The organism is Synechococcus sp. CC9616, from assembly GCF_000515235.1.
Taxonomy (GTDB): Bacteria; Cyanobacteriota; Cyanobacteriia; order PCC-6307; family Cyanobiaceae; genus Parasynechococcus.
The window spans coordinates 912,440-931,187 of sequence record NZ_KI911558.1; the positions used below are offsets into that span (position 1 = coordinate 912,440).

Annotated in this window: 19 protein-coding genes; 7 read left to right on the top strand and 12 right to left on the bottom strand. The window is 57.1% G+C overall.

All coding sequences use genetic code 11. The annotated features are described in order from the left end of the window. Positions 1-97: 97 nt before the first annotated feature. The 8 genes from SYN9616_RS17115 to SYN9616_RS0105225 form a co-directional block, all read right to left on the bottom strand. Positions 98-253, bottom strand: a complete 156-nt coding sequence (locus SYN9616_RS17115) for a hypothetical protein (protein WP_006171625.1) — start codon at positions 251-253, stop codon at positions 98-100. A 31-nt stretch (positions 254-284) separates the two neighbouring features. After that, positions 285-971: an ATP-binding cassette domain-containing protein gene (locus SYN9616_RS0105190; protein WP_028952174.1), complete on the bottom strand. Its 687-nt coding sequence runs from the start codon at positions 969-971 to the stop codon at positions 285-287. Beyond that, entirely contained in the window at positions 971-2,140 is a 1,170-nt protein-coding gene (gene devC, locus SYN9616_RS0105195; protein ID WP_028952175.1) for an ABC transporter permease DevC, read from the bottom strand. The genes SYN9616_RS0105190 and devC overlap by 1 nt, the downstream gene beginning before the upstream one ends. A gap of 2 nt (positions 2,141-2,142) precedes the next feature. Further along, positions 2,143-3,006 (bottom strand): efflux RND transporter periplasmic adaptor subunit, encoded by an 864-nt coding sequence (locus SYN9616_RS0105200; protein ID WP_232200050.1) that lies wholly within the window; start codon positions 3,004-3,006, stop codon positions 2,143-2,145. 297 nt (positions 3,007-3,303) lie between these two features. Continuing rightward, positions 3,304-4,239, bottom strand: a complete 936-nt coding sequence (locus tag SYN9616_RS0105205) for a cyclic nucleotide-binding domain-containing protein (protein ID WP_071991419.1) — start codon at positions 4,237-4,239, stop codon at positions 3,304-3,306. Then, positions 4,236-5,144: a class I SAM-dependent methyltransferase gene (locus SYN9616_RS16070; RefSeq protein ID WP_084218306.1), complete on the bottom strand. Its 909-nt coding sequence runs from the start codon at positions 5,142-5,144 to the stop codon at positions 4,236-4,238. The genes SYN9616_RS0105205 and SYN9616_RS16070 overlap by 4 nt, the downstream gene beginning before the upstream one ends. Before the next feature lie 202 nt (positions 5,145-5,346). Beyond that, positions 5,347-6,423 carry a type II CAAX prenyl endopeptidase Rce1 family protein gene (locus tag SYN9616_RS0105220; protein WP_028952179.1) on the bottom strand — a complete coding sequence of 359 codons (1,077 nt, stop codon included), beginning with the start codon at positions 6,421-6,423 and terminating at the stop codon, positions 5,347-5,349. Between the two features lie 51 nt (positions 6,424-6,474). Further along, the gene (locus SYN9616_RS0105225) at positions 6,475-7,218 is read right to left on the bottom strand and encodes a phycocyanobilin:ferredoxin oxidoreductase (protein ID WP_028952180.1); all 744 of its coding nucleotides are present in this window, start codon (positions 7,216-7,218) and stop codon (positions 6,475-6,477) included. Positions 7,219-7,341: 123 nt separating this feature from the next. Here SYN9616_RS0105225 and SYN9616_RS0105230 point away from each other — a divergent pair, with 123 nt between their 5' ends. Next, positions 7,342-8,526 (top strand): pitrilysin family protein, encoded by a 1,185-nt coding sequence (locus tag SYN9616_RS0105230; RefSeq protein ID WP_051410950.1) that lies wholly within the window; start codon positions 7,342-7,344, stop codon positions 8,524-8,526. Beyond that, complete coding sequence (locus tag SYN9616_RS0105235; RefSeq protein WP_028952182.1) at positions 8,523-9,785, top strand: pitrilysin family protein; 1,263 nt, start codon at positions 8,523-8,525, stop codon at positions 9,783-9,785. Before SYN9616_RS0105230 ends, SYN9616_RS0105235 begins: the two co-directional genes overlap by 4 nt. Here the strand turns inward: SYN9616_RS0105235 and SYN9616_RS0105240 are convergent. Beyond that, entirely contained in the window at positions 9,782-10,006 is a 225-nt protein-coding gene (locus SYN9616_RS0105240; RefSeq protein WP_037990696.1) for a DUF3148 domain-containing protein, read from the bottom strand. The two genes, SYN9616_RS0105235 and SYN9616_RS0105240, sit on opposite strands and share 4 nt — an antisense overlap. Before the next feature lie 56 nt (positions 10,007-10,062). On the opposite strand from SYN9616_RS0105240, the gene SYN9616_RS0105245 reads away from it, so the two are divergent. Genes SYN9616_RS0105245 through SYN9616_RS0105260 form a run of 4 tightly spaced genes read left to right on the top strand, consistent with a single transcriptional unit; the run spans position 10,063 to position 14,861 of the window. Continuing rightward, positions 10,063-10,629 (top strand): biotin transporter BioY, encoded by a 567-nt coding sequence (locus tag SYN9616_RS0105245; protein ID WP_028952184.1) that lies wholly within the window; start codon positions 10,063-10,065, stop codon positions 10,627-10,629. Continuing rightward, positions 10,626-11,105: a signal peptidase II gene (gene lspA, locus SYN9616_RS0105250; RefSeq protein WP_028952185.1), complete on the top strand. Its 480-nt coding sequence runs from the start codon at positions 10,626-10,628 to the stop codon at positions 11,103-11,105. Before SYN9616_RS0105245 ends, lspA begins: the two co-directional genes overlap by 4 nt. Further along, positions 11,098-13,266: a transglycosylase domain-containing protein gene (locus tag SYN9616_RS0105255; protein WP_028952186.1), complete on the top strand. Its 2,169-nt coding sequence runs from the start codon at positions 11,098-11,100 to the stop codon at positions 13,264-13,266. The genes lspA and SYN9616_RS0105255 overlap by 8 nt, the downstream gene beginning before the upstream one ends. Beyond that, positions 13,263-14,861: a YcjF family protein gene (locus SYN9616_RS0105260; RefSeq protein WP_028952187.1), complete on the top strand. Its 1,599-nt coding sequence runs from the start codon at positions 13,263-13,265 to the stop codon at positions 14,859-14,861. Before SYN9616_RS0105255 ends, SYN9616_RS0105260 begins: the two co-directional genes overlap by 4 nt. An 81-nt stretch (positions 14,862-14,942) precedes the next feature. Here the strand turns inward: SYN9616_RS0105260 and SYN9616_RS0105265 are convergent, their stop codons facing one another. Continuing rightward, positions 14,943-16,352 (bottom strand): pyridoxal-dependent decarboxylase, encoded by a 1,410-nt coding sequence (locus SYN9616_RS0105265; protein WP_037990699.1) that lies wholly within the window; start codon positions 16,350-16,352, stop codon positions 14,943-14,945. A 104-nt stretch (positions 16,353-16,456) separates the two neighbouring features. On the opposite strand from SYN9616_RS0105265, the gene SYN9616_RS0105270 reads away from it, so the two are divergent. Next, a complete protein-coding gene (locus SYN9616_RS0105270) occupies positions 16,457-16,927 on the top strand; it encodes a nucleoside deaminase (protein ID WP_028952189.1) in 471 nt (156 codons plus the stop codon). On the opposite strand, the gene SYN9616_RS0105275 is transcribed toward SYN9616_RS0105270, so the two are convergent. Continuing rightward, entirely contained in the window at positions 16,899-18,077 is a 1,179-nt protein-coding gene (locus SYN9616_RS0105275) for an alanine--glyoxylate aminotransferase family protein (protein WP_028952190.1), read from the bottom strand. The genes SYN9616_RS0105270 and SYN9616_RS0105275 overlap by 29 nt on opposite strands. Before the next feature lie 102 nt (positions 18,078-18,179). After that, entirely contained in the window at positions 18,180-18,704 is a 525-nt protein-coding gene (locus tag SYN9616_RS0105280; protein WP_028952191.1) for an allophycocyanin subunit beta, read from the bottom strand. Positions 18,705-18,748 lie beyond the last annotated feature (44 nt).

An 18,748-nucleotide genomic window follows, 5' to 3' on the forward strand; every position in this document is an offset into this window, starting at 1 on the left:
CCGCTGACCTCCCTTCAATCCGAATGCTCAAGCCTACGGACAGCAGAAAGGGGGGACATGCCCCCCTCCGAACCAAGCCATCGGAACAACGAGATAATCAGTCAGCAGCACCGCCGTTGTTGGCCGTACCGGTGACGCCATTACCAGCACCTTCACCGCGGCCGTCGTTGCGGAGTTTGCGCTTCTTGAACTTGCGGGCGTAAGCGCGATTCCGCTCTTGCTTCTCCTTTTTGAGATTTCTCCGCTTGGCCATGCGTTGTCAGATACAAGACACTTTTTTCACTTTACTCAACAGCTGGCTGGAGGAGGCCATCCTCCATACGCAGAAGGCGGTCGGCCACATCAAGGATGCGCGGGTCGTGGGTGACCATCAGAACAGCACTGGATTGCTCACGGGCCAGCTGATGCAGCAGCTCAACCACAGCCCGGCCGCTGACGCTGTCCAGAGACGCTGTTGGTTCATCGGCGAGCAGAAGCTTCGGCTCAGGGGCCAAGGCGCGAGCGATAGCAACGCGCTGCCTCTGACCTCCTGAGAGCTGGTCGATGCGTTTGCTCTCGTGACCTTCCAATCCCACAGCCCGTAACCAATATCGGGCCCTGTCCCGGCGGGCACGGAAGGAGGTGTTGGGGAGCAGATCAGCACCCATCTGAACGTTCTCCTCGGCCGTGAGGCACTTGAGAAGGTTGTGTCCCTGAAAGATCATCCCGATGTGGCGCCGGAGCTGCTGACGACGACTGCGACCGGCACCATTGAGCTGTTCACCGAGAACGGTGACTGAACCTTCTTCCACCTGCCGAAGCGCACCGATCAGGGTCAGAAGAGTTGTTTTGCCGCAACCCGATGGACCCGTAAGCGTGACCACCTCGCCCGCTGCGATGGTGAGTGAAATGTTTCGAAGCACTTCACGGCGCATCGAACCACGCCCGTAGGCATGAATGAGGGAATTGATATTGACAGCATCAGCAGCCATTAAAAAATCTCCGCGGGATCGGCATCCGCCAACTTGCGCATCGCCAAAACAGATGAAACCAAACACATCGAGAAAATCATCACAAGAACTGTGAGAGCCCGATTGAAATCCATGAGGACTGGCAGACGCGTGGCATCACGGACCAACCAATAGAGTCCTTCACCAGCAAGGTATGCAGGGATATAACCCATCACAGCCAGGTAGAAACCTTCGCGAACCACAACGGCCAACAGATGGGTTAAGCGATAACCCATCGCCATCAGAGTGGCGTACTCAGGCAAATGATCAGTAACATCGGAATAGAGAACTTGATAAACAATCACGCATCCAACGATAAAACCCATCGCTGCTCCCAAGGTAAAAATAAAGCCAATTGATGTACCTCTTTTCCAGTGATTCTGCTCGAAATCAACAAATTGCTGTTTGGTGAGTACACGAACATCGTCTGGTAGGACTTGCTCAAGCGACTGAAGAACCTGATTCGGATCGGCATCAGGCTGGAGGCGGATCAAGCCAACTTCAATTGAACCTGGAGATTTATTGGGCAGAAGATCCAAATAGGTTTCTGTTCCCGCCACAAGATTGCCATCCGCTCCGAAACTCGTTCCGATACGAACGAGGCCCGCAACCCGGACGCGGTTGCCATTGATCTCCGTCTGCACCGGCCGACCTTCGCGATACCATTGAGCAACCGGCCCGAATTCAGGACGAGACAGTTCGTCAAACAAAACGCGACCTTTGAGCTTGAGGGCCTCGGCCTGGTCATTAAAATCGGGTTCCAAAAACACTGGATCGTCGGGGTTGTACCCAAGAGCCATAAGCGAACGGGTTCCACGGGTCTCTGGATTGCGCCAGAGCATGAGTCCCCAGTGAACAGGAGAAATGCGCTCCACCCTCGGATCGGCAAGGGTCTGAATCAGCCGTCTGCGTGGAAACCCTTCCATCTGAACAGAGTTGACTGAACTGGGGCTGATCAAAACGAGATCAGCATCAAAGAGTCGGTGAACTGTGACGCTGGCTTCAAAGAGTCCGTCCCGGAATCCAAATTGCATAAACATCAGGATTCCAGCAAAGCTGATACCAGCAAGAGCAATCAGCAATCGAACAGGTTGCCTGGTGAGCATCAACCAAGACAGCGGAATCTGCCGAAAACGAAACAACCAAGACATCACTAAGGGGTAAAACGGGCCACGACTTTCAAGCCAGAAAGTTGACTCACTCGACTCGCATCAGCAGAGTCCAACGAAACCAGCACTTCGACAATTCTCGCATCAGCATCAGCGGTTGGATCTGTGGACAACACCTCACGCTGTTGCACAAGGGGGCTGATCAGAATGACCTTCCCTTGAAGATCGCCATCAAAGCCACCATTTTCACTAACCATAGTAACAATCTGACCCTCTTTTAATTTACTAATATCTGATTCATACACTTCGATTCGTGCCTGCATGTTGTTGCTGTCACCAACCTCCATCACTCCGTCATTGGTTGGCCGCTCCCCAACACGGGCATGGATGCTTAGAACCAGTCCATCGATGGGTGAACGAAGAATGGTCTTGGCCAGCTCCACCTTCAATCCCTGGCGCTGTGCCAATGTCTCAAGACGATCAGACTTCAATCGAATCAAAATAATGCGTTCATCCTCAACTTTTTCAAGGGACAACGCTCCAGCGGAACTGGGGTTGGCATAACGCGCTAGTTCCTGCTCCTGAAGAGTGATCTGTGCATCGAGACTGACCAAGCGCGCATCAATTTCTTCGATATCAGCCAATACACCTTGGCGGTTATCAAACTCTGCAAGGACTTGATCCTTTGTGATTAGATCACCCTCAATCACAAACAGCTTGGAGATGCGGGGTGCTCCCAGAACCCCCACCGTTGGTGCCGCCAGCCGCAAGACATCACCTTGTGGTTCAAGGGTGCCAAGTGCTGCGACCGACTCTGACAAAAGGGGGGCGGCACGTTCACTGGCATCAGACTGAGAGGTCTCTGCCGTTTGACGAAACTGCCAAAATCCAAGGCCGGCTGCTGCCAAACCGATGCAAGCCAATCCAACAAGAAGACGAGGACGCATCAAATCAGACGTCAGGTTTGATCACAGGCCGGATCGAGGGTTCGACTCAAAATGGTCAACTCTCAATTAATAACACCATAGAGGCACTAACGAGGTTTGGAGTGAACAGGACGCCTTTAATCCAATTGAGACATGACCGGGAATAGCACTGGCGAAGCAAAACTGATGTCGACTAGCTTGAGACCAGCAAGACACATTTGAATTCGACTGATATGCGTGTCTTCGATCACACACTTAAGCGTGCATTTATCAATTAATTTAAGACCCCATTGAAGCTGTCGCCGCAGCCAACCGAGAGGCAAGCATTTCGAGCGTAAAGAGTGCATTTTTTGAATCATTTTCAATGCATTCTAAAAACTGACGCCGACTTAGAATCATCACTTCCAAATCCGTTGAAGCAATCACATTTGCCGATCGTGGAACGTTCAAGAGCAACGACAGCTCTCCAAACAAATCGCCCTTCTTAAGAGAAGCAACGACCTGATCTTCAAGAGAACCATTATCATTTGAGACTGTAACTTTAGCATTACCATTTACAATAAAATACGCACAATCTCCCGGAGCACCTTGCTCAAGAATAACCTCACCTTCATCGAAATACTCACGCAGATATGGTTCCATAAAACCAACTATTTTCTGCCTTGCTACAAAATCAATAAAGCTGCCACGGATATCTTCCATGCAGATCATCATTGGTTGTATCGCAAGATTATAGTGGGACGATTGAGTGACATCACCGATACTTTCAAAACCTATTCTCGCCATCAAACGCTTCAACGCAGGATTAAAAGGAGCTACGCAATGAGTGATGCCATTTCGATGGGCCCAGTAATATGTCAGCATCATCATGCCATTTAATATTTTTAAATTACCGCGGGTGTCTGGATCCACTGCCAGCTGACTCAGCGAAGCAGTGATCGCACCAGCAGGCAGCAGGGGACGGAAGTCAAAATAATCATCCGCTGGGAACCCGATCGTCGCATCATCGCGATTCAGCCGTGCAGTGCCGACAACATTGTCACCACTGAGGGCCACCATCAAGACTGATGTTTCACAGCAATCGAAGCGATCAATCAAGCAACGGTCTGGTCTGGGCTCAAAGCGAGCATCAGCTTCAACAAACACTTTATGGCGCAACCTTAAGCACGCATTTCTCTCTGCTGGAGTTTCAGCAAGCTTAATCGTGATGCTCATGAGAGATTATTCTGAGATTCTTGCTTCGAAGCGTTCACAACATATTCACCTTTATGAAAACGTTTACGCCTGAGATTAGGCATTAACTGAGACGCAATCTGCCCATCATTGGCACTCTCATCCATGCGAAGTCCATGTTTTTCAAGAACTAAGGAAATAGAACTTTGCGGACAAAACCATGCGAGTGATTCACTTTTTGCTCGCAGGTAAAGCCTTAAAATCAATCCACAATCATTTTGTGGTGACTGCAAGGGTTCGAGGGAGGTGAATACAAATCGGCAATCGCCAACAGCCGATTCACGAATAGAAACGAGAAGATTACTCACATCATTCTCACTTAAATACATCAGAACCCCTTCGCAGACAAAGACAGAGCTCAGACCCGAATCAAAATTTGAATTGGACGACAAAGCCTCACTCAGACTCTGCTGAGAAAAATCAACAGCACTAAAATGAAGATTAGGGCGCTCAATGACTTGAGGGTCAAGGGCATTCTGTTTATCTTTACTCGTGGCAGGATGATCAATCTCTAAAAACTCAACCTCCTTAAACTCCTTTGACAACATGTATGCAAGCATGTCAAATCCAGCTCCCAAAATAATAACTTGCTTGACACCAGAAGCAATTGCCTGTCGAACAGAGTACTCAATATATGTCTTCCTAAGTACATAGTGAAATGACATCCCTGGTAGTGTTAGACGTTCGAACAATTTCAACAGCAGCCTTACAGCAGGATTGCGCAACTGCCTTAGTAGTTTTCGACCATCGGACGAGGACTCTAGAATAATCTCGCTACTCTCAAGCAACTGAACTGGAACATGTTCCCGGTCTGGAGAGTAGCGACCGCTATAGACAATTCCTTGTGCAACTGTGTACGCCGTGGAGCTGGCCTCATCAGTTTTCATGAAATTTACCCTTTAGTATTAATTTAACAAACCAGACTGGCCAAATCAAATCAATTCAGATTTACCTAAGGTTTAGATGGGAACGACATTAAAATTTTGTGGCCCGCTCAAGTCCCCGGAAGGCACCTGTGAATTATCTCAAGGCTTAGGCAGTAGCGTTGAATCTTTTTGATCTGATTGACACGTGAATAGCAAAATCTCATCATTGCAATGCTTGAAAAGCGAAGTAAAAACCAAAAAATACTTTCCCAGACAAATAATGAACAAGTGTCACGCCAACAAGATTTTTTGTGCGATTATAAATGTATCCAAATAGCAGCCCACTCAAAAATGTTGCAACGATGGGCATAAAACCGAGCGGGTAGTGCAATACGGCAAAAATAGCCGAAGCCAAGACCACTGAAAGCGTCGATCGCATAGAATTCTGAATAACATTAAAAAGGGAGCTTTGAATCGCTCCACGTACAAAAAATTCTTGCAAATAACAATGGATCAAATAAATGTAGCTTAGAGGTGACGCAAGATTCATATAGCCAACAACATCGCCAACTGATATTTGAGTAAAATTTTTCAGGCTTTGAATCAAAACAAAAAGACCAATGATCAAAGCAGCACTGCCAAAAATACCGTCCTGTATGCTTCGATTTAAATTCGAGAGTGTCACCCCAAAATTAGACAACGGCTGCCGAGTAGATGCAATAAAAATTAGTGGTGGTGGTATAACAAATAGGATAAACAACCAGCTCCACAAAGAATCTGTCGGATATTGAATGGATGCCATAAACGACAGAAAAAACATTCCAATACTGATTCCAGAAAGGCAGAGAACGATCGTGGCTGAAGCAGTTATCGCTTGCTTCAACAAGCCAATTAATTCATGATTTGTTGTTTCAAGTTTTTTTGCTGTATCCACCGCAGAGTTAATCAGTAGATGTTCGTACAATTCAGGAAATGTCTTGATTTTATCGATCGGGAAGACCAGAATTGAAGTTTTGCAACCAGCCTCTACATTCATCGAAGCTGGTCTCCTCAGCAACGATTGGCCGCCAACCAAATCACCAACCTTTGTTAATGTAGCGACAACAAATTCGTCATTCTCTGACTGGTCAAAAACTCGCAAGTTTCCATCAATCAAGACAGCTATAAAATCATGAACTTCCCCTTTTTGAATAAAGACCTCAGGATCGTCATATGCATGCTCGGACGATATTGTCATAAGGCTCGCAACCTGTGCCTCACTCAGCCCTTCAAATAGAATTGAGTGACTGATGTCATTCATCGGAGATGGAAATTGGTCAAACTATGCCGCTAACCTAACAAGATTTAGGCTTCAGGCAATGGATGGGTCTGGATGCGATGGTTCGTCAAACAACAATTCGGTGATGTAACGCTCAGCCCATTTGACATTGAATGCTTTCTCAAGCACACGTCGAGTTTTATCGTTTCTTTTCTGCTGGATGCAGTAATTCAGTTGACCTTGATATCGCTTTAGCGTTTCCAATGAATTTGCTTGTTCACCTTCCGCCTGAACAACGGCAGAAGACAGCACGTCGAGATAATCCTTCACCAGACATTGAAAGAAGCGCTCCTCGTCAGCACCGTCCGGCCGAATGAAACACACATGGGGGGAGAAGATCGTCCCCCACCCTGGTAACGCCCTCTCCTGACGAAAGCGGGGACGGTTCAATCCTGACAGGGACGACGCGAGCATGTCGGGAAGGGCCTCGCCGACTGGTGAAAGATCGACAATTGCTGCAGAGATACCTGCCGGTCCAGCGACCACATCTGCCCCGAAGATGGGGAGATCGAAGCGAGGGTCTGGAAACCAGACGCAGTGAAGAATCTGCAGACCGACACCCAGCCTGGCAATCTCCAGGTGCAACTTGCGTAGACCGCGGCATCGACGAAGTTCATTCCGTATGAACAGCTGTTCGCCATCGAGCAGACCGCTGATGGATTCAAGTTCTGGATCCACCGCCAGCGGCTGTAGATCGGGGAGGTTCCTCCAGCTGGTTCGGATGCAGTCCGCCAGGGAGTGAACCAGCGGATGCAGTCCCTCGGATCCGTCCGTCATCGGGGGCTGTCGTCCGTCGGGCACAGAATGGAACTTTGACACGCAGTTCTGAACTCCCTGCCCGCCAGTCCTCAGCTAGAACACTGGACCCTGCCCAATGGCGTTCGCATCGTTGAAGCGGAGATGCCGGATGCACCGCTGACGTGTCTTGATCTCTGGTGTCAGGCGGGAAGCAGTGCGGAACAGTGCCAGGAGGAAGGGATGGCCCACTTCCTTGAGCACATGGTGTTCAAAGGAAGCCAGGAGCTGCCGGCAGGGGCCTTTGACCGCCAGATCGAAGCGCTTGGCGGCAGCAGCAATGCCGCCACCGGATTCGATGACGTGCACTTTCACGTGATGATCCCGCCGGAGCAGGCGCCACGTGCTCTTCAGCTGCTGCTGGAGTTGGTGCTGCATCCCGCTCTGACCACCGACGATTTCGGACTCGAACGCGAGGTGGTCCTTGAGGAGATCGCCCAGTACGCCGATCAGCCCGATGAACGGGTGATTCAGAACTTGCTTTCGAGAGGATGTCCAGACCATGCCTATGGACGACCAATCCTTGGTGCAGCAGACCAGCTGCTGGCGATGACGCCGGAGGCCATGAAGAGCTTCCACCGCCGTCGCTATCGGGGCCATCACTGCTGCCTGGCCGTTGCAGGACCGATCCAGGCGTCACTTCGGCGAAGCATCGTGGAGTCTGCACTCGCGGATCTGCCAGCAACCGGCGAGATCACGACCACAACAGCTCTCAACCATCGCAGCGGACGTCATGAGATCAGGGTTCCAAGACTGGAATCCGCCCGATACCTGATGCTCTGGCCGATGGCTGCGGCCAAACAGCTCTCCATGGTGATGGGGGCTGACCTCCTCACCAGCCTGCTGGGGGAGGGGCGACGCAGCCGGATGGTGGAAAGGCTCCGCGAGCAACTGAAGATTGCCGAAACCGTCGACATGGACCTGACGGCTCTGGAGCAAGGAAGCCTCGTGACGCTTGAGGTGTGTTGTATGGAGAACCAGTTACCTGCTGTGGAGGAGGCCGTGAACGAGCAGCTGCGCAGGCTGGAAAGCGATCCCGTTGAGCCCTGGGAACTGGAAAGAGCTCTTCGATTGGTGGGCAACAGCCTCAGGTTCGCTCTGGAGTCCACTGGGCAGGTGGCGGCAATGGCCGCCAGTCAGACCTTGTGGGGACGCCAGCAGTCGTTGTTGAAGCCCTTGCAGCAACTTGAGCGCTGGACGGCGGACGAGCTGCGGCGAGAGATGTTTCCCAGGCTTCAGCCGGAGAAAGCCTGCACCCTGATCGCCCGACCCGGAAGCAAGCAGGAATGACGGCACCGAAGCTGCTGCTGGAACCATTGCGCACCCCTGATGTGATGGCAGCCAAGCTCTGGCTTCCGGGTGGAAGCAGCCAGGACCCACCTGGTCAGCGGGGAGCGCACCAGCTGCTGGGATCGGTGATGAGCAGGGGCTGTGGTCCGCTCGACCATCTCGACCTGGCGGATCTGGTGGAGGGTCGCGGTGCCGGGCTGCGCTGTGAGGCCCACGAGGACGGACTGTTGATCAGTCTCCGCTGCACCAGCGGTGATGCCGCTGATCTGATGCCCCTGCTGGCCTGGATGGTGATCGATCCTCACCTCAAGCCGGATCAGGTGATGTTGGAGCGAAGCCTCAGCCTGCAGGCACTACAGCGGCAGCGAGAGGACCCCTTTCAAATCGCCTTCGATGGATGGCGACAGCTCGTGTATGGCGACCACGGCTACGGCCACGACCCCCTCGGTCTGGCGGATGATCTGGCCGGCCTCGATTCAGCACAGCTGAGGCCTCTCAGCCAGTGGGTAAGAACCACGCCAGCCACGCTCGCCATCGCTGGTGTCTGGCCAACTGAACTGGAGCAGAACATCGACAGCTGGCCGGGCTTTCGCGACTGGCCCCTTCAGGACGACCAACCAGCGTCGCGCCTGTCTGGCACATCCCAAACATCCCAGCCAAATGGGTCCAGCGGGGTTACGGTCTGCAGCCAGCCGGCTGAAACGGAGCAGGTTGTCGTGATGCTCGGCCAGGCATCACTGCCCCATGGACATCCCGACGACCTGGCACTGCGACTTCTGAGATGCCATCTGGGGATGGGCATGTCCAGCCTGTTGTTCCGACGCCTCAGAGAGGAGCACGGTGTGGCGTACGACGTCGGTCTCCATCACCCAAACCGGCGTGGCGAAAGCCCGTTCGTGATGCATGCCTCAACAGGGGCCGATCGGGCCGACCTCACGCTCGAACTGCTGACGGAGAGCTGGTGGGAACTGGGTTCATCAGCGTTGAGCGACGACGATCTCGACCTGGCGCGTTCCAAGTTCAGAGGCCAGATGGCCCATGCGCGACAAACGAGTGCACAACGGGCCGAACGGCGTGTCGTGCTTCATGGTCTCGGATTGCCGGACGAACATGATCAACAGTGCCTGGAAAGGCTGGGGGATCTCAGCTTGGCGGATCTTCAACGGGTGGCTGCAACCCATCTCACAGAGCCGCGCCTCAGCCTTTGCGGGCCCGCATCAACACTGGCCGAGCTTGATCAGCACTGGCGAAGCCCTTAAACGGAGTCGGCCTGAACCACTGGCCCGAGACGATTAACAGCGATCAGAAAGGTTCCGCGTCTGAATCGAATCGCCACCACATCCATGGGATGAAGGGCGACGACCTCGCCAATCTCACCCGGACTGATCAGGTCCGGCGGACGCAGCATTGGCATCGGATCCGCCGTCTTCAGATATGCCTGCGGCTCAATCAGTCGCAGCTTGTCGCCAATTGCCGCCATGGAACCTTTGCAGAGAATGCATTCTCGAGCAGGATGGTGCCAGCTGAACAAGACCGGTGCGGGCTCTCGCCACCTGGAGCGGTGCACTGGCTGGGTTGCTGCTGATCCTGATCGGAGGCCTGCTGCCTGCCGCCATCATGGTGCCCCTGCCTCCCCATCTCATTTCGCTGCCAGCCACCTGGCAGGTCCCTGCGCTGTTGCTCTGCGCCCTGGTCTGCGGCCCTCGGGCAGGTGTGATTGCTTCGGTGGCCTATCTCAGCCTTGGGCTGATGGACCTTCAGGTTTTTCATGGAGGCGGAGGCGTCAACTACCTGGCGGACCCAGGATTTGGCTATCTAGCAGGATTCGTTCCTGCGGCTTGGCTGACGGGTCGTCTCAGTCAACAACCCGGCATGGGAGATCTCCCTGCCCAGACCGGTGCTGCCCTCGCCGGACTGCTCAGCCTGCAAATCTGCGGATTGCTGAATCTCGGCGTCGGGCAACTCTTCGGTCGGTGGAGCATGCCTCTTCACCAACTCGTCATGCAGTACTCGCTGGGGCCTTTGCCAGCCCAGGTGCTGCTCTGCATCACGATTGGACTGCTGGCTGTCCTGATCCGTCGTCTCCTGCTAATCGAAGGATGAGCGATCGATCGTTGGGACGTCTCGGGGTGCTCTCCCTGGCAGCGATTGTTGTTCTCGTGGACCAGCTCAGCAAACACTGGATGGCCTCAGCACTGGCCGATGGAGGCACGATCAAGGCTGTCCCGGGTCTTCTGGATTTCAGGCTGGTGTTCAACACCGGCGCCGCCTTCAGCCTGCTGACGGGATCAACCCTGCTGCTCGGTCTTCTGAGCCTGATGGTGGCGGTTGTTGTCGTGGCTTGGCTGTGGAGACAGCGGCGCCTGACCCTGTGGCAGGGAATGGCTGTGGCCTTTCTGCTTGGCGGCACCATCGGAAACGGCCTGGACCGCTGGCGGTTGGGGTACGTCGTCGACTTTCTTGCCCTCGTTCCGATCGACTTTCCGGTTTTCAATGCAGCCGACATCGCCATCAACCTGGCGGTTCTGTGTTTTGGCCTCGATTTACTGAGCACAAGGGAGAACCCGCGCCGTGGCTGACCCTGCAGCGGCTGATCGTCGATCCGAGGCCAAGGTGCCGCTGCTGGTCATCCATCAGCTGGACCATGACGACCGAAGCATCTCCCTGCATGGCGAGGGCTACAGGCTGGGGCGCGACGAGCAGCTGGAGATACCGCTCGTGCATCGCGCCATCAGTCGCTTGCATGCCGTGCTGCAGCAGCGCGGTCGTAGATGGATGCTGATCGATCAAGGGTCAACCAATGGGCTCTGGTGGCGTGGTCGACGGGTCCAGGAGCTTGAGCTGCAGGACGGGGATCGGATCGCACTGGCGCCCGCGTCTGAGCCCGGAGCACCCAGCCTCGAATTCCTGCATCCACGCCAGCGGCGATCCAGGCGGCTGGCGATCGCCACGGGCGGCCTGCTGGCGACCGCTCTCACCGCAGGCGGAATCCTGCTTTTGCTGGCGAATGTGAGCGTGCCGGTCCGGGGACGCCTGGCCACCGTGCAGGGCCCGATCGCGATCTACGACCGGAAGAATCAACCGATCAAATCCGTCGACTCACAACGCCATCGTGAACTCGCGACGCTCAATGATTTTTCTCCGAGCCTGATCAACGCCCTGCTGGCCAGCGAGGACAACCGCTTCTGGTGGCATCCAGGAATCGACGCCATCGGCACCCTGCGTGCCCTGTTCACCAACATCTCCGGCGGCGAGGTTCTCGAGGGAGGCAGCACCCTCACCCAGCAGCTGGCCAGAAGCCTGTACCCCGACCTGGTTGGTCAGGGCGACACGCTCGAACGCAAGTGGCGCGAGCTGCTGGTGGCTCTGCAGCTCGAGAGCCGCTTCAGCAAATCGGAGTTGCTGCTGAGCTACCTCAACCGGGTTTACCTCGGCGTGGGATTTGGTTTCGAGGATGCAGCCCGCTTCTATTTCGACACCTCCGCCGCCGAGCTCAATGTGGAACAGTCGGCACTCCTGGTTGGCCTGCTTCCGTCCCCCAACGGCCACGATCCCTGCCGATTCCCCCAGCGGGCCCTGGAAGCCCGCAATCTTGTGCTCAACAAGATGGCGGATGAAGGACGACTCAGCCTCGATCAAGCCCGCCAGGCCCGCAGAAGCCCGATCCAACTCGAAGCCAAGGCCTGCAGCAGGGTGAGCCGGGGAAGCGCACCCTTTTACAGCGACCAGGTCCGACGGGACCTCAAGGAACTGGTGGGGCCAGAGGTGGCCAAGGAAGGCAATTTCCTGATTGAGACCTACCTCGATCCGGTGCTGCAGGCGGTGGTGGAACGACAGCTGCGGGACCTGCTCAAATCCAGTTCAGGACTTGGTGTGACAGAGGGAGCTGCGGTGGTTCTCGACAGCCGCAACGGTGGAGTTCTGGCCATCAGCGGTGGACGGGACTACCGCTTCAGCCAGTTCAACAGGGCAACCATGGCCCTGCGCCAGCCCGGGAGCACCTTCAAGTTGATGGTTTACCTGGCAGCCCTTGAGCGTGGGATCAAGCCAGCGGCCCCGCTGAACTGCGAACGGCTGGAATGGGGTGGTCAGCGCTTCGAGAGCGACTGTCAGGGACAGCTCAGTTTGCTCAGTGCCTTTGCCTTCAGCAACAACACGGCGGCCCTGCGCCTGGCCCAGCGCGTCGGTCTGGAACAGGTGGTCCGTCAGGCCAGAGCCCTCGGCATCACCACGCCGCTGGACCCCGTGCCTGGACTGGCCCTCGGTCAGAGCGAAGTGCGACTGATTGAGCTCACCAGCGCCTACGCAGCTGTCGCCAACAACGGGCTGTGGCATCCCCCCACCACGATCCGACGGCTGGTGGACGCGGAAACCTGCAACCAAGACAAGGCCAGCAACTGCCGCAGCCTGACGGCGACAGGCAGCAACAGCCTCAACGCGGCCCGGCGCGCGATCAAGCCGGAAACCGCCAAAACGATGCAGTCCCTGATGCGCACCGTGGTGCGCAGCGGAACAGGGCGAGGGGCGTTTCTAGGGGGGCAGGAAGGTGGCAAGACAGGCACCACCAACGATGGACGTGACCTGCTGTTCATCGGATACGAACCCTCCCGTCACTGGGTGATGGGCATCTGGCTCGGCAACGACGACAACAGCGCCACAGCTAGTTCAAGCGCCCTGGCGGCTGCTCTCTGGGGCGACATCATTCGCGCAGCGGGTCGCGGCAGCGTCGAAGCCTCTTGAAACCACGCACCCGGCTGCTGATTGGCCTCGCAGGCGCTCTCCTGGCCTTGGTGGTGCTCGGAGCTGTCCTGCAGGCCATCCGAACCCTGCTCTGGGATCTCAGCTATTTCCTGCCGACCTGGCTGCTGACCCCTGTGCTGCTGCTTGGCCTCGCCCTGATCGCAGTGTTCGTTTACCAGGTGGGTTGGCCCTGGTGGCGCAGCTGGAAACGGCAACGCAGCCAGCAACGGAGCTCCGTCAGCAGCGAGGTGGAGCAACCCAAGGATCGCCGTCAGGCCGCCAGTCGCAGTCTTGAGAACATCGATCAGCTGCTGGAGCGACTCTCCGATGAGGTGAGCCGGGAGGGTCTCCGCCAGGAGCGGGAGAAGGTTGAGGAGGAACTCACCCGCGGTGACCTGGTGGTGGTGGTCTTCGGCACGGGATCGAGCGGCAAAACCTCCCTCATCCGGGCCTTGCTGAAAGAGATGGTGGGCGAGACGGGCGCTGCCATGGGAACCACCCGCAGCAGTCAGAGCTATCGCCTCCGCCTGCAGGGACTGAACCGCAGCCTCCAGTTGGTCGACACCCCCGGAATTCTGGAAGCGGGCCGCGAAGGGCTGAGCCGCGAGGAGGCTGCTCGTCGGCGTGCCATCCGGGCGGATCTGCTGGTGGTGCTGGTGGATGGCGACCTACGCGCCTCGGAACTCAGCGTGATCCGGTCGATCGCCGATCTCGGCAAACGGCTTCTGCTGGTTCTGAACAAGAAGGATCTGCGCGGCGTGGACGAGGAACGCCGTCTGCTCAATCTGCTGCGTTCGCGCTGCAACGGGCTGATCTCAGAGGACGACGTGGTGGCCTGCAGCGCAGCCCCCCAGTCGGTCCCCCGGCCGGGAATGAAGCCCTTTCAACCGGAACCTGATGTGGGTGATCTGTTGCAACGGCTGGCGATCGTTCTCCATTCGGAGGGCGAGGAGCTGATCGCCGACAACATCCTGTTGCAATGCCGCCACCTCGATGAACGAGGCAGAGATCTGCTCAATCAGCAACGTCGCATCGAGGCTCAGGCCTGCATCGACCGCTATTCCTGGATCGGCGCTGGCGTTGTGGCCGCCAATCCCCTTCCCGGTGTCGACCTGCTTGGCACTGCTGCAGTCAACGCCCAGATGGTGCTCGAGTTGGCGGGTGTCTACGGCATCGAGCTGTCGAAGCAGCGGGCACGGGAACTGGCCGTGTCCCTGGGCCGGACCCTGGCGGGTCTGGGACTGCTGAAAGGTGCCATGAGCGTGATCGGCACGGCACTCAGCCTCAGTCTTCCGACTCTTCTCGTCGGCAGGGCGATTCAGGCGGTGACCGCCGCCTGGCTCACCCGCGTGGCCGGCAGAAGTTTCGTCCTCTTCTTCGAGCAGGACCAGGACTGGGGCGATGGCGGCATGCGTGATGTGGTTCAAAAGCAGTTCGATCTGAACCGTCGAGATGCCTCCCTCAAACGCTTTCTGGAGATGGCGATGCGTCAGGTAGTGGAACCGCTTCAGCGACCGAAGGAGCGTCAGCTACCGCCTCGGCCAGGGCCTCGGGAGGGGGAGGACGCATGGGGCCACGGGCATCGAGGATCGTGATCAGCAGGAGATAAACCACACCGATCAGGATCGAAATCACGCCTGTGACGATGGCAATCCACCGGGGGCGCTGCGAACCGCTCATCGTTCCACCGAGCTGTTGATCAGATCGGAGAGCCTGGCGAGATGCTCCTCACTGGTATGTGGGTTGCCGAACACCGCCTTGAGACAGTGGCCACGCTCGTAGTGGGGTCGCGAGAGCATGAAACCCTGCTGCAACAAGGTTCGTCGGGTTGTCTCGCACCAGAGATCGCTGTCCGCCCCCTGCAGGTCGCTCGGGCGCACGGCCAGGAGATGCAGGTTCCCGCTGAGAACGTCGAACTGTTCAGCATTCAGCCGCCGACAGACGCTGTTGCGGCGGTCGAGGGCGGCCTGCAATAGCTGCTGAATCCCGGATTCACCAAGCTGGCGCAGGCCTAGCCAGAGCTTGAGGATTTCAGCGGGCCGTGTGCCCTGAAGACCGGCCTCACCGCCATGGTGATCTCCAACAGCCGTGTCCATGTAAGGCAGCCCCGTGGCAAACGTGCCCTTCAGCAAGGAGAGGTCGCTCAGCAGCAACAGGGACGACGCCTTGGTGATGCCCAGCAACTTCTGTGGATTGAGAGTGATGGAGTCGGCCAGCCCGATGCCATCCATCAAGGGAGCTGTTGTCCCCGCAAGAGCAAAAACACCACCGATGGCGGCATCAACATGCAGCCAAACGTTGTGCCGTCTGCAGACAGCCGCCATGGCCACGAGCGGATCCACAGCTCCGCGCACGGTTGTTCCGGCCGTGGCCACAACCGCGATGCAGGGACGGCCTGCCTGCTCAAGCCCCCGCAGTGCCTGCTCCAGCAACGCGGGCGGCATGCAGCCTGCGTCGTCAACGGGCAGCTGCTGCAGCCCATCGGCGGGAAGTCCCATCACCCGCGTGGATTTCAGCAGCGACACGTGGGCATCAGCACTGCAGATCACCACGCCCTGCTGTCGGTCCTGTTCAGGCAAGCGATCACGGGCCACCAGGAGACCCATCAGGTTGCTGAGGGTGCCTCCAGAGGCCAGCACACCACCTCCCGAATCGGGAAGTCCAAGCCGCAACGCGAACCAGCGGCAGAGCTGCCGCTCGAGATCACTGAGCCCCGGGGAGAGTTCCTCGGCCAGCAGGTTGTTGTTCAGCCCAGCACAGATCAGCTCAGCCGCGATCGATGCCGTCAGCGGGGGTGGATCGAGATGGGCCAGGGCACCGGGATGGGACGGCTGAAAGGCCCCCTCCATCACCAGTTGCAGATCAGACAGCAACTGCCGGCTGTCAGCGCCGATCAGGCCAGGCGCAATGTCAGGCTGCCGCCGCACCAATGGCAGGGGCGAGCGCCCGGAGGCCTCCGCAAGCCAGTGACAAAGCAGATCACTTGCCTGATGCAGAAAATCCTGAAGCCCAGGATCGAATGCCTCCGGGGAGGCGAACGGATCCAGCTCATGGGATAGGGGCAGCAGCGGCGAACCGGAGTGCAACGGCCTGGGCTGGAGTGACCCAATCCTTGCGTCCCGTGGGACCGCACGTTCGGGTGGAACCCTGTTCACGTGTGAAATGGAACGGGAGGTGTTGGCATAAGGCGATGAACGGATCTGAGCAGAAGCGCTGGATGCAGATCCTCCTGGAAAGGGCCAGAGAGGTGGGTCAGACCGGTGAGATTCCAGTCAGCGCCTTGATTCTGGACGCTGAGGGGCGATGCATCGGCCATGGCCGCAACCGCCGCCAACAGCATCAGGACCCTCTGGGACATGCCGAACTGGTGGCCCTGCGTCAGGCATCCGTGCTGCAGGGGGACTGGCGTTTCAACAGTTGCACCCTGATGGTCACGCTTGAGCCATGTCCCATGTGTGCCGGAGCACTGGTTCAGGCCCGGATGGGAACGGTGATCTTTGCGGCCCATGACCTCAAACGAGGAGCCCTTGGCGGAACAATCGATCTTTCGTCCCATCGCAGTGCACACCACCGAATGACGGTGATCGGCGGTGTTCTGGAGGAGGAGGCGCGACGGCTGCTGGAGGACTGGTTCAGGCAGCGGCGGCAAGGGAGCCGCTGAAGCGTGGCAGCTCTGTTTCGAACAGATTCAAAAGACGGTCGACATTCTCCGGTGTGGAGTTGTAGCCCATCAGGCCGATTCTCCAGATCTTGCCGGCCAGCACGCCAAGTCCTCCACCCACTTCGATGCCGTGCTGATTGAGCAGGTGCAGGCTGAAAGCCTTGCCATCCACTCCTTCAGGAATCCGCACGGTCGTGAGGGTTGGCAGACGGCGATCTTCTGGAACCAGCATTGACAACCCAAGGTTTTCAAGACCTGTCCAAAGCGCCTCGGCATTGCGCCGATGCCTCGCCCAGGCATTCTCCAGACCTTCCTCGGCCAGAAGACGCAGAGCTTCACGCATACCGAAGTTCATATTCACCGGGGCTGTGTGGTGATACACGCGATCACTTCCCCAATACTTGTTCAAGAGGGACACGTCCAGGTACCAGTTGGGGACCTTGTCCTTGCGGGCACTCATCTTTTCCTCGGCCCGGGGCCCCATGGTGAAAGGCCCAAGACCGGGAGGACAACTAAGACCTTTCTGGCTGCAGCTGTAGGCCAGATCCACCTTCCAGTCATCGATGTACAGGGGCACGCCCCCCAGTGACGTGACGGTGTCCAGGAGGAGCAGGCAATCGTGCTTACGGCAGAGATCACCCACGCCCTCCATCGGCTGGCAGACGCCGGTCGATGTTTCTGCATGCACCAGTGCCAGCATGGTGGGGCGATGCTCGATCAGTGCCGCCTCCAGTTCATCGAGGCTGAACCATTCTCCCCAGGGCTTCTCAATGGTTCTGACATCGGCGCGGTAGCGACCGGCCATGTCGGCGAGGCGCAGACCGAAGTATCCCTTGATCGCCACGAGAACCTTGTCACCGGGTTCGATTGTGTTGGCGAGGGTGGCTTCCATCGCGGCACTGCCAGTGCCGCTCATGGGAAGAGTGAGGCGGTTGTCGGTCTGCCAGGCGTAGCGGAGAAGCTCCTGCACCTCACTCATCAGGTCCACATAAAGCGGATCCAGGTGGCCGATCGGCGTGCGGGCCAGGGCTTCCAGCACGGTTGGGTGGGCATTGGATGGGCCAGGGCCCAGCAACAGCCTGTCTGGTGTAGCGATCGGCGCCAGGGCCTCCCGGTGACGGTTGTCGACTGAGAAGGAAGCGTTCGTCACCAAGACCCGGAACGAGACATCTGGCCGATGAGCCTACGCAGTCGCAACGCCATCGGAGAAGTTCGTGGCCCCTTTGAAACGCTCTGATTCAGCGGATCGGCTTCAACGCTGCCGAACGTTGGTCTCAGCCAGACCGCGAACCATGTGATCAAACGGCTGCCGAACAGGGGCAAGACGATCGGACCCTATGCCACCGGACTGCAATCGCTCGATTACAACCTCTCCGAGCAGCGCAATGCTGCGAACGGTTGGGCCGGTCGGCACTCCAAGGCTCTTGTATGTGTCATCCAAACCGTTCAGGACCCGCTCGTTGAGGATCGTGCTGTCACCCGCGATCAGGGCGTAACTCGCATACCGCAGGAAATAGTCCATGTCCCGCAAACAAGCCGCCAGCCTGCGGGTTGTGTAGGCGTTACCGCCCGGCAGAAGAAGCTCGGGTTCATCCTGAAAAAGGCGCTGACTGGCCTCACGGACGATTTCAGCAGCTTCTCGGTTGATCAGTTCGACCGCCGCAATGCGGACAACGGATTCGTCGAGGTAGGTCTCGATGCTGTCGAGTGCCTGCCGGTCGAGGTATCGGCCAAGCTGGTCATATCGACCGATCAGCCCGGTGATGGCATCACGCATTCGCTGGGGTCTCCAGACACTCCCTTCGCGGAAGGTAACACCGC

What these genes read in the sequence shown, in the direction of transcription:
- SYN9616_RS0105190 (WP_028952174.1), bottom strand. Translation starts at nt 971, where the DNA reads ATGGCTGCTGATGCTGTCAATATCAATTCCCTCATTCATGCCTACGGG.
- lspA (WP_028952185.1), top strand. Translation starts at nt 10,626, where the DNA reads ATGAGCGATCGATCGTTGGGACGTCTCGGGGTGCTCTCCCTGGCAGCG.
- SYN9616_RS0105240 (WP_037990696.1), bottom strand. Translation starts at nt 10,006, where the DNA reads ATGGCGGCAATTGGCGACAAGCTGCGACTGATTGAGCCGCAGGCATAT.
- SYN9616_RS0105225 (WP_028952180.1), bottom strand. Translation starts at nt 7,218, where the DNA reads ATGACGGACGGATCCGAGGGACTGCATCCGCTGGTTCACTCCCTGGCG.
- SYN9616_RS0105235 (WP_028952182.1), top strand. Translation starts at nt 8,523, where the DNA reads ATGACGGCACCGAAGCTGCTGCTGGAACCATTGCGCACCCCTGATGTG.
- SYN9616_RS0105205 (WP_071991419.1), bottom strand. Translation starts at nt 4,239, where the DNA reads ATGAGCATCACGATTAAGCTTGCTGAAACTCCAGCAGAGAGAAATGCG.
- SYN9616_RS0105270 (WP_028952189.1), top strand. Translation starts at nt 16,457, where the DNA reads ATGAACGGATCTGAGCAGAAGCGCTGGATGCAGATCCTCCTGGAAAGG.
- SYN9616_RS16070 (WP_084218306.1), bottom strand. Translation starts at nt 5,144, where the DNA reads ATGAAAACTGATGAGGCCAGCTCCACGGCGTACACAGTTGCACAAGGA.
- SYN9616_RS17115 (WP_006171625.1), bottom strand. Translation starts at nt 253, where the DNA reads ATGGCCAAGCGGAGAAATCTCAAAAAGGAGAAGCAAGAGCGGAATCGC.
- SYN9616_RS0105220 (WP_028952179.1), bottom strand. Translation starts at nt 6,423, where the DNA reads ATGAATGACATCAGTCACTCAATTCTATTTGAAGGGCTGAGTGAGGCA.
- SYN9616_RS0105230 (WP_051410950.1), top strand. Translation starts at nt 7,342, where the DNA reads ATGCCGGATGCACCGCTGACGTGTCTTGATCTCTGGTGTCAGGCGGGA.
- SYN9616_RS0105280 (WP_028952191.1), bottom strand. Translation starts at nt 18,704, where the DNA reads ATGCGTGATGCCATCACCGGGCTGATCGGTCGATATGACCAGCTTGGC.
- devC (WP_028952175.1), bottom strand. Translation starts at nt 2,140, where the DNA reads ATGTCTTGGTTGTTTCGTTTTCGGCAGATTCCGCTGTCTTGGTTGATG.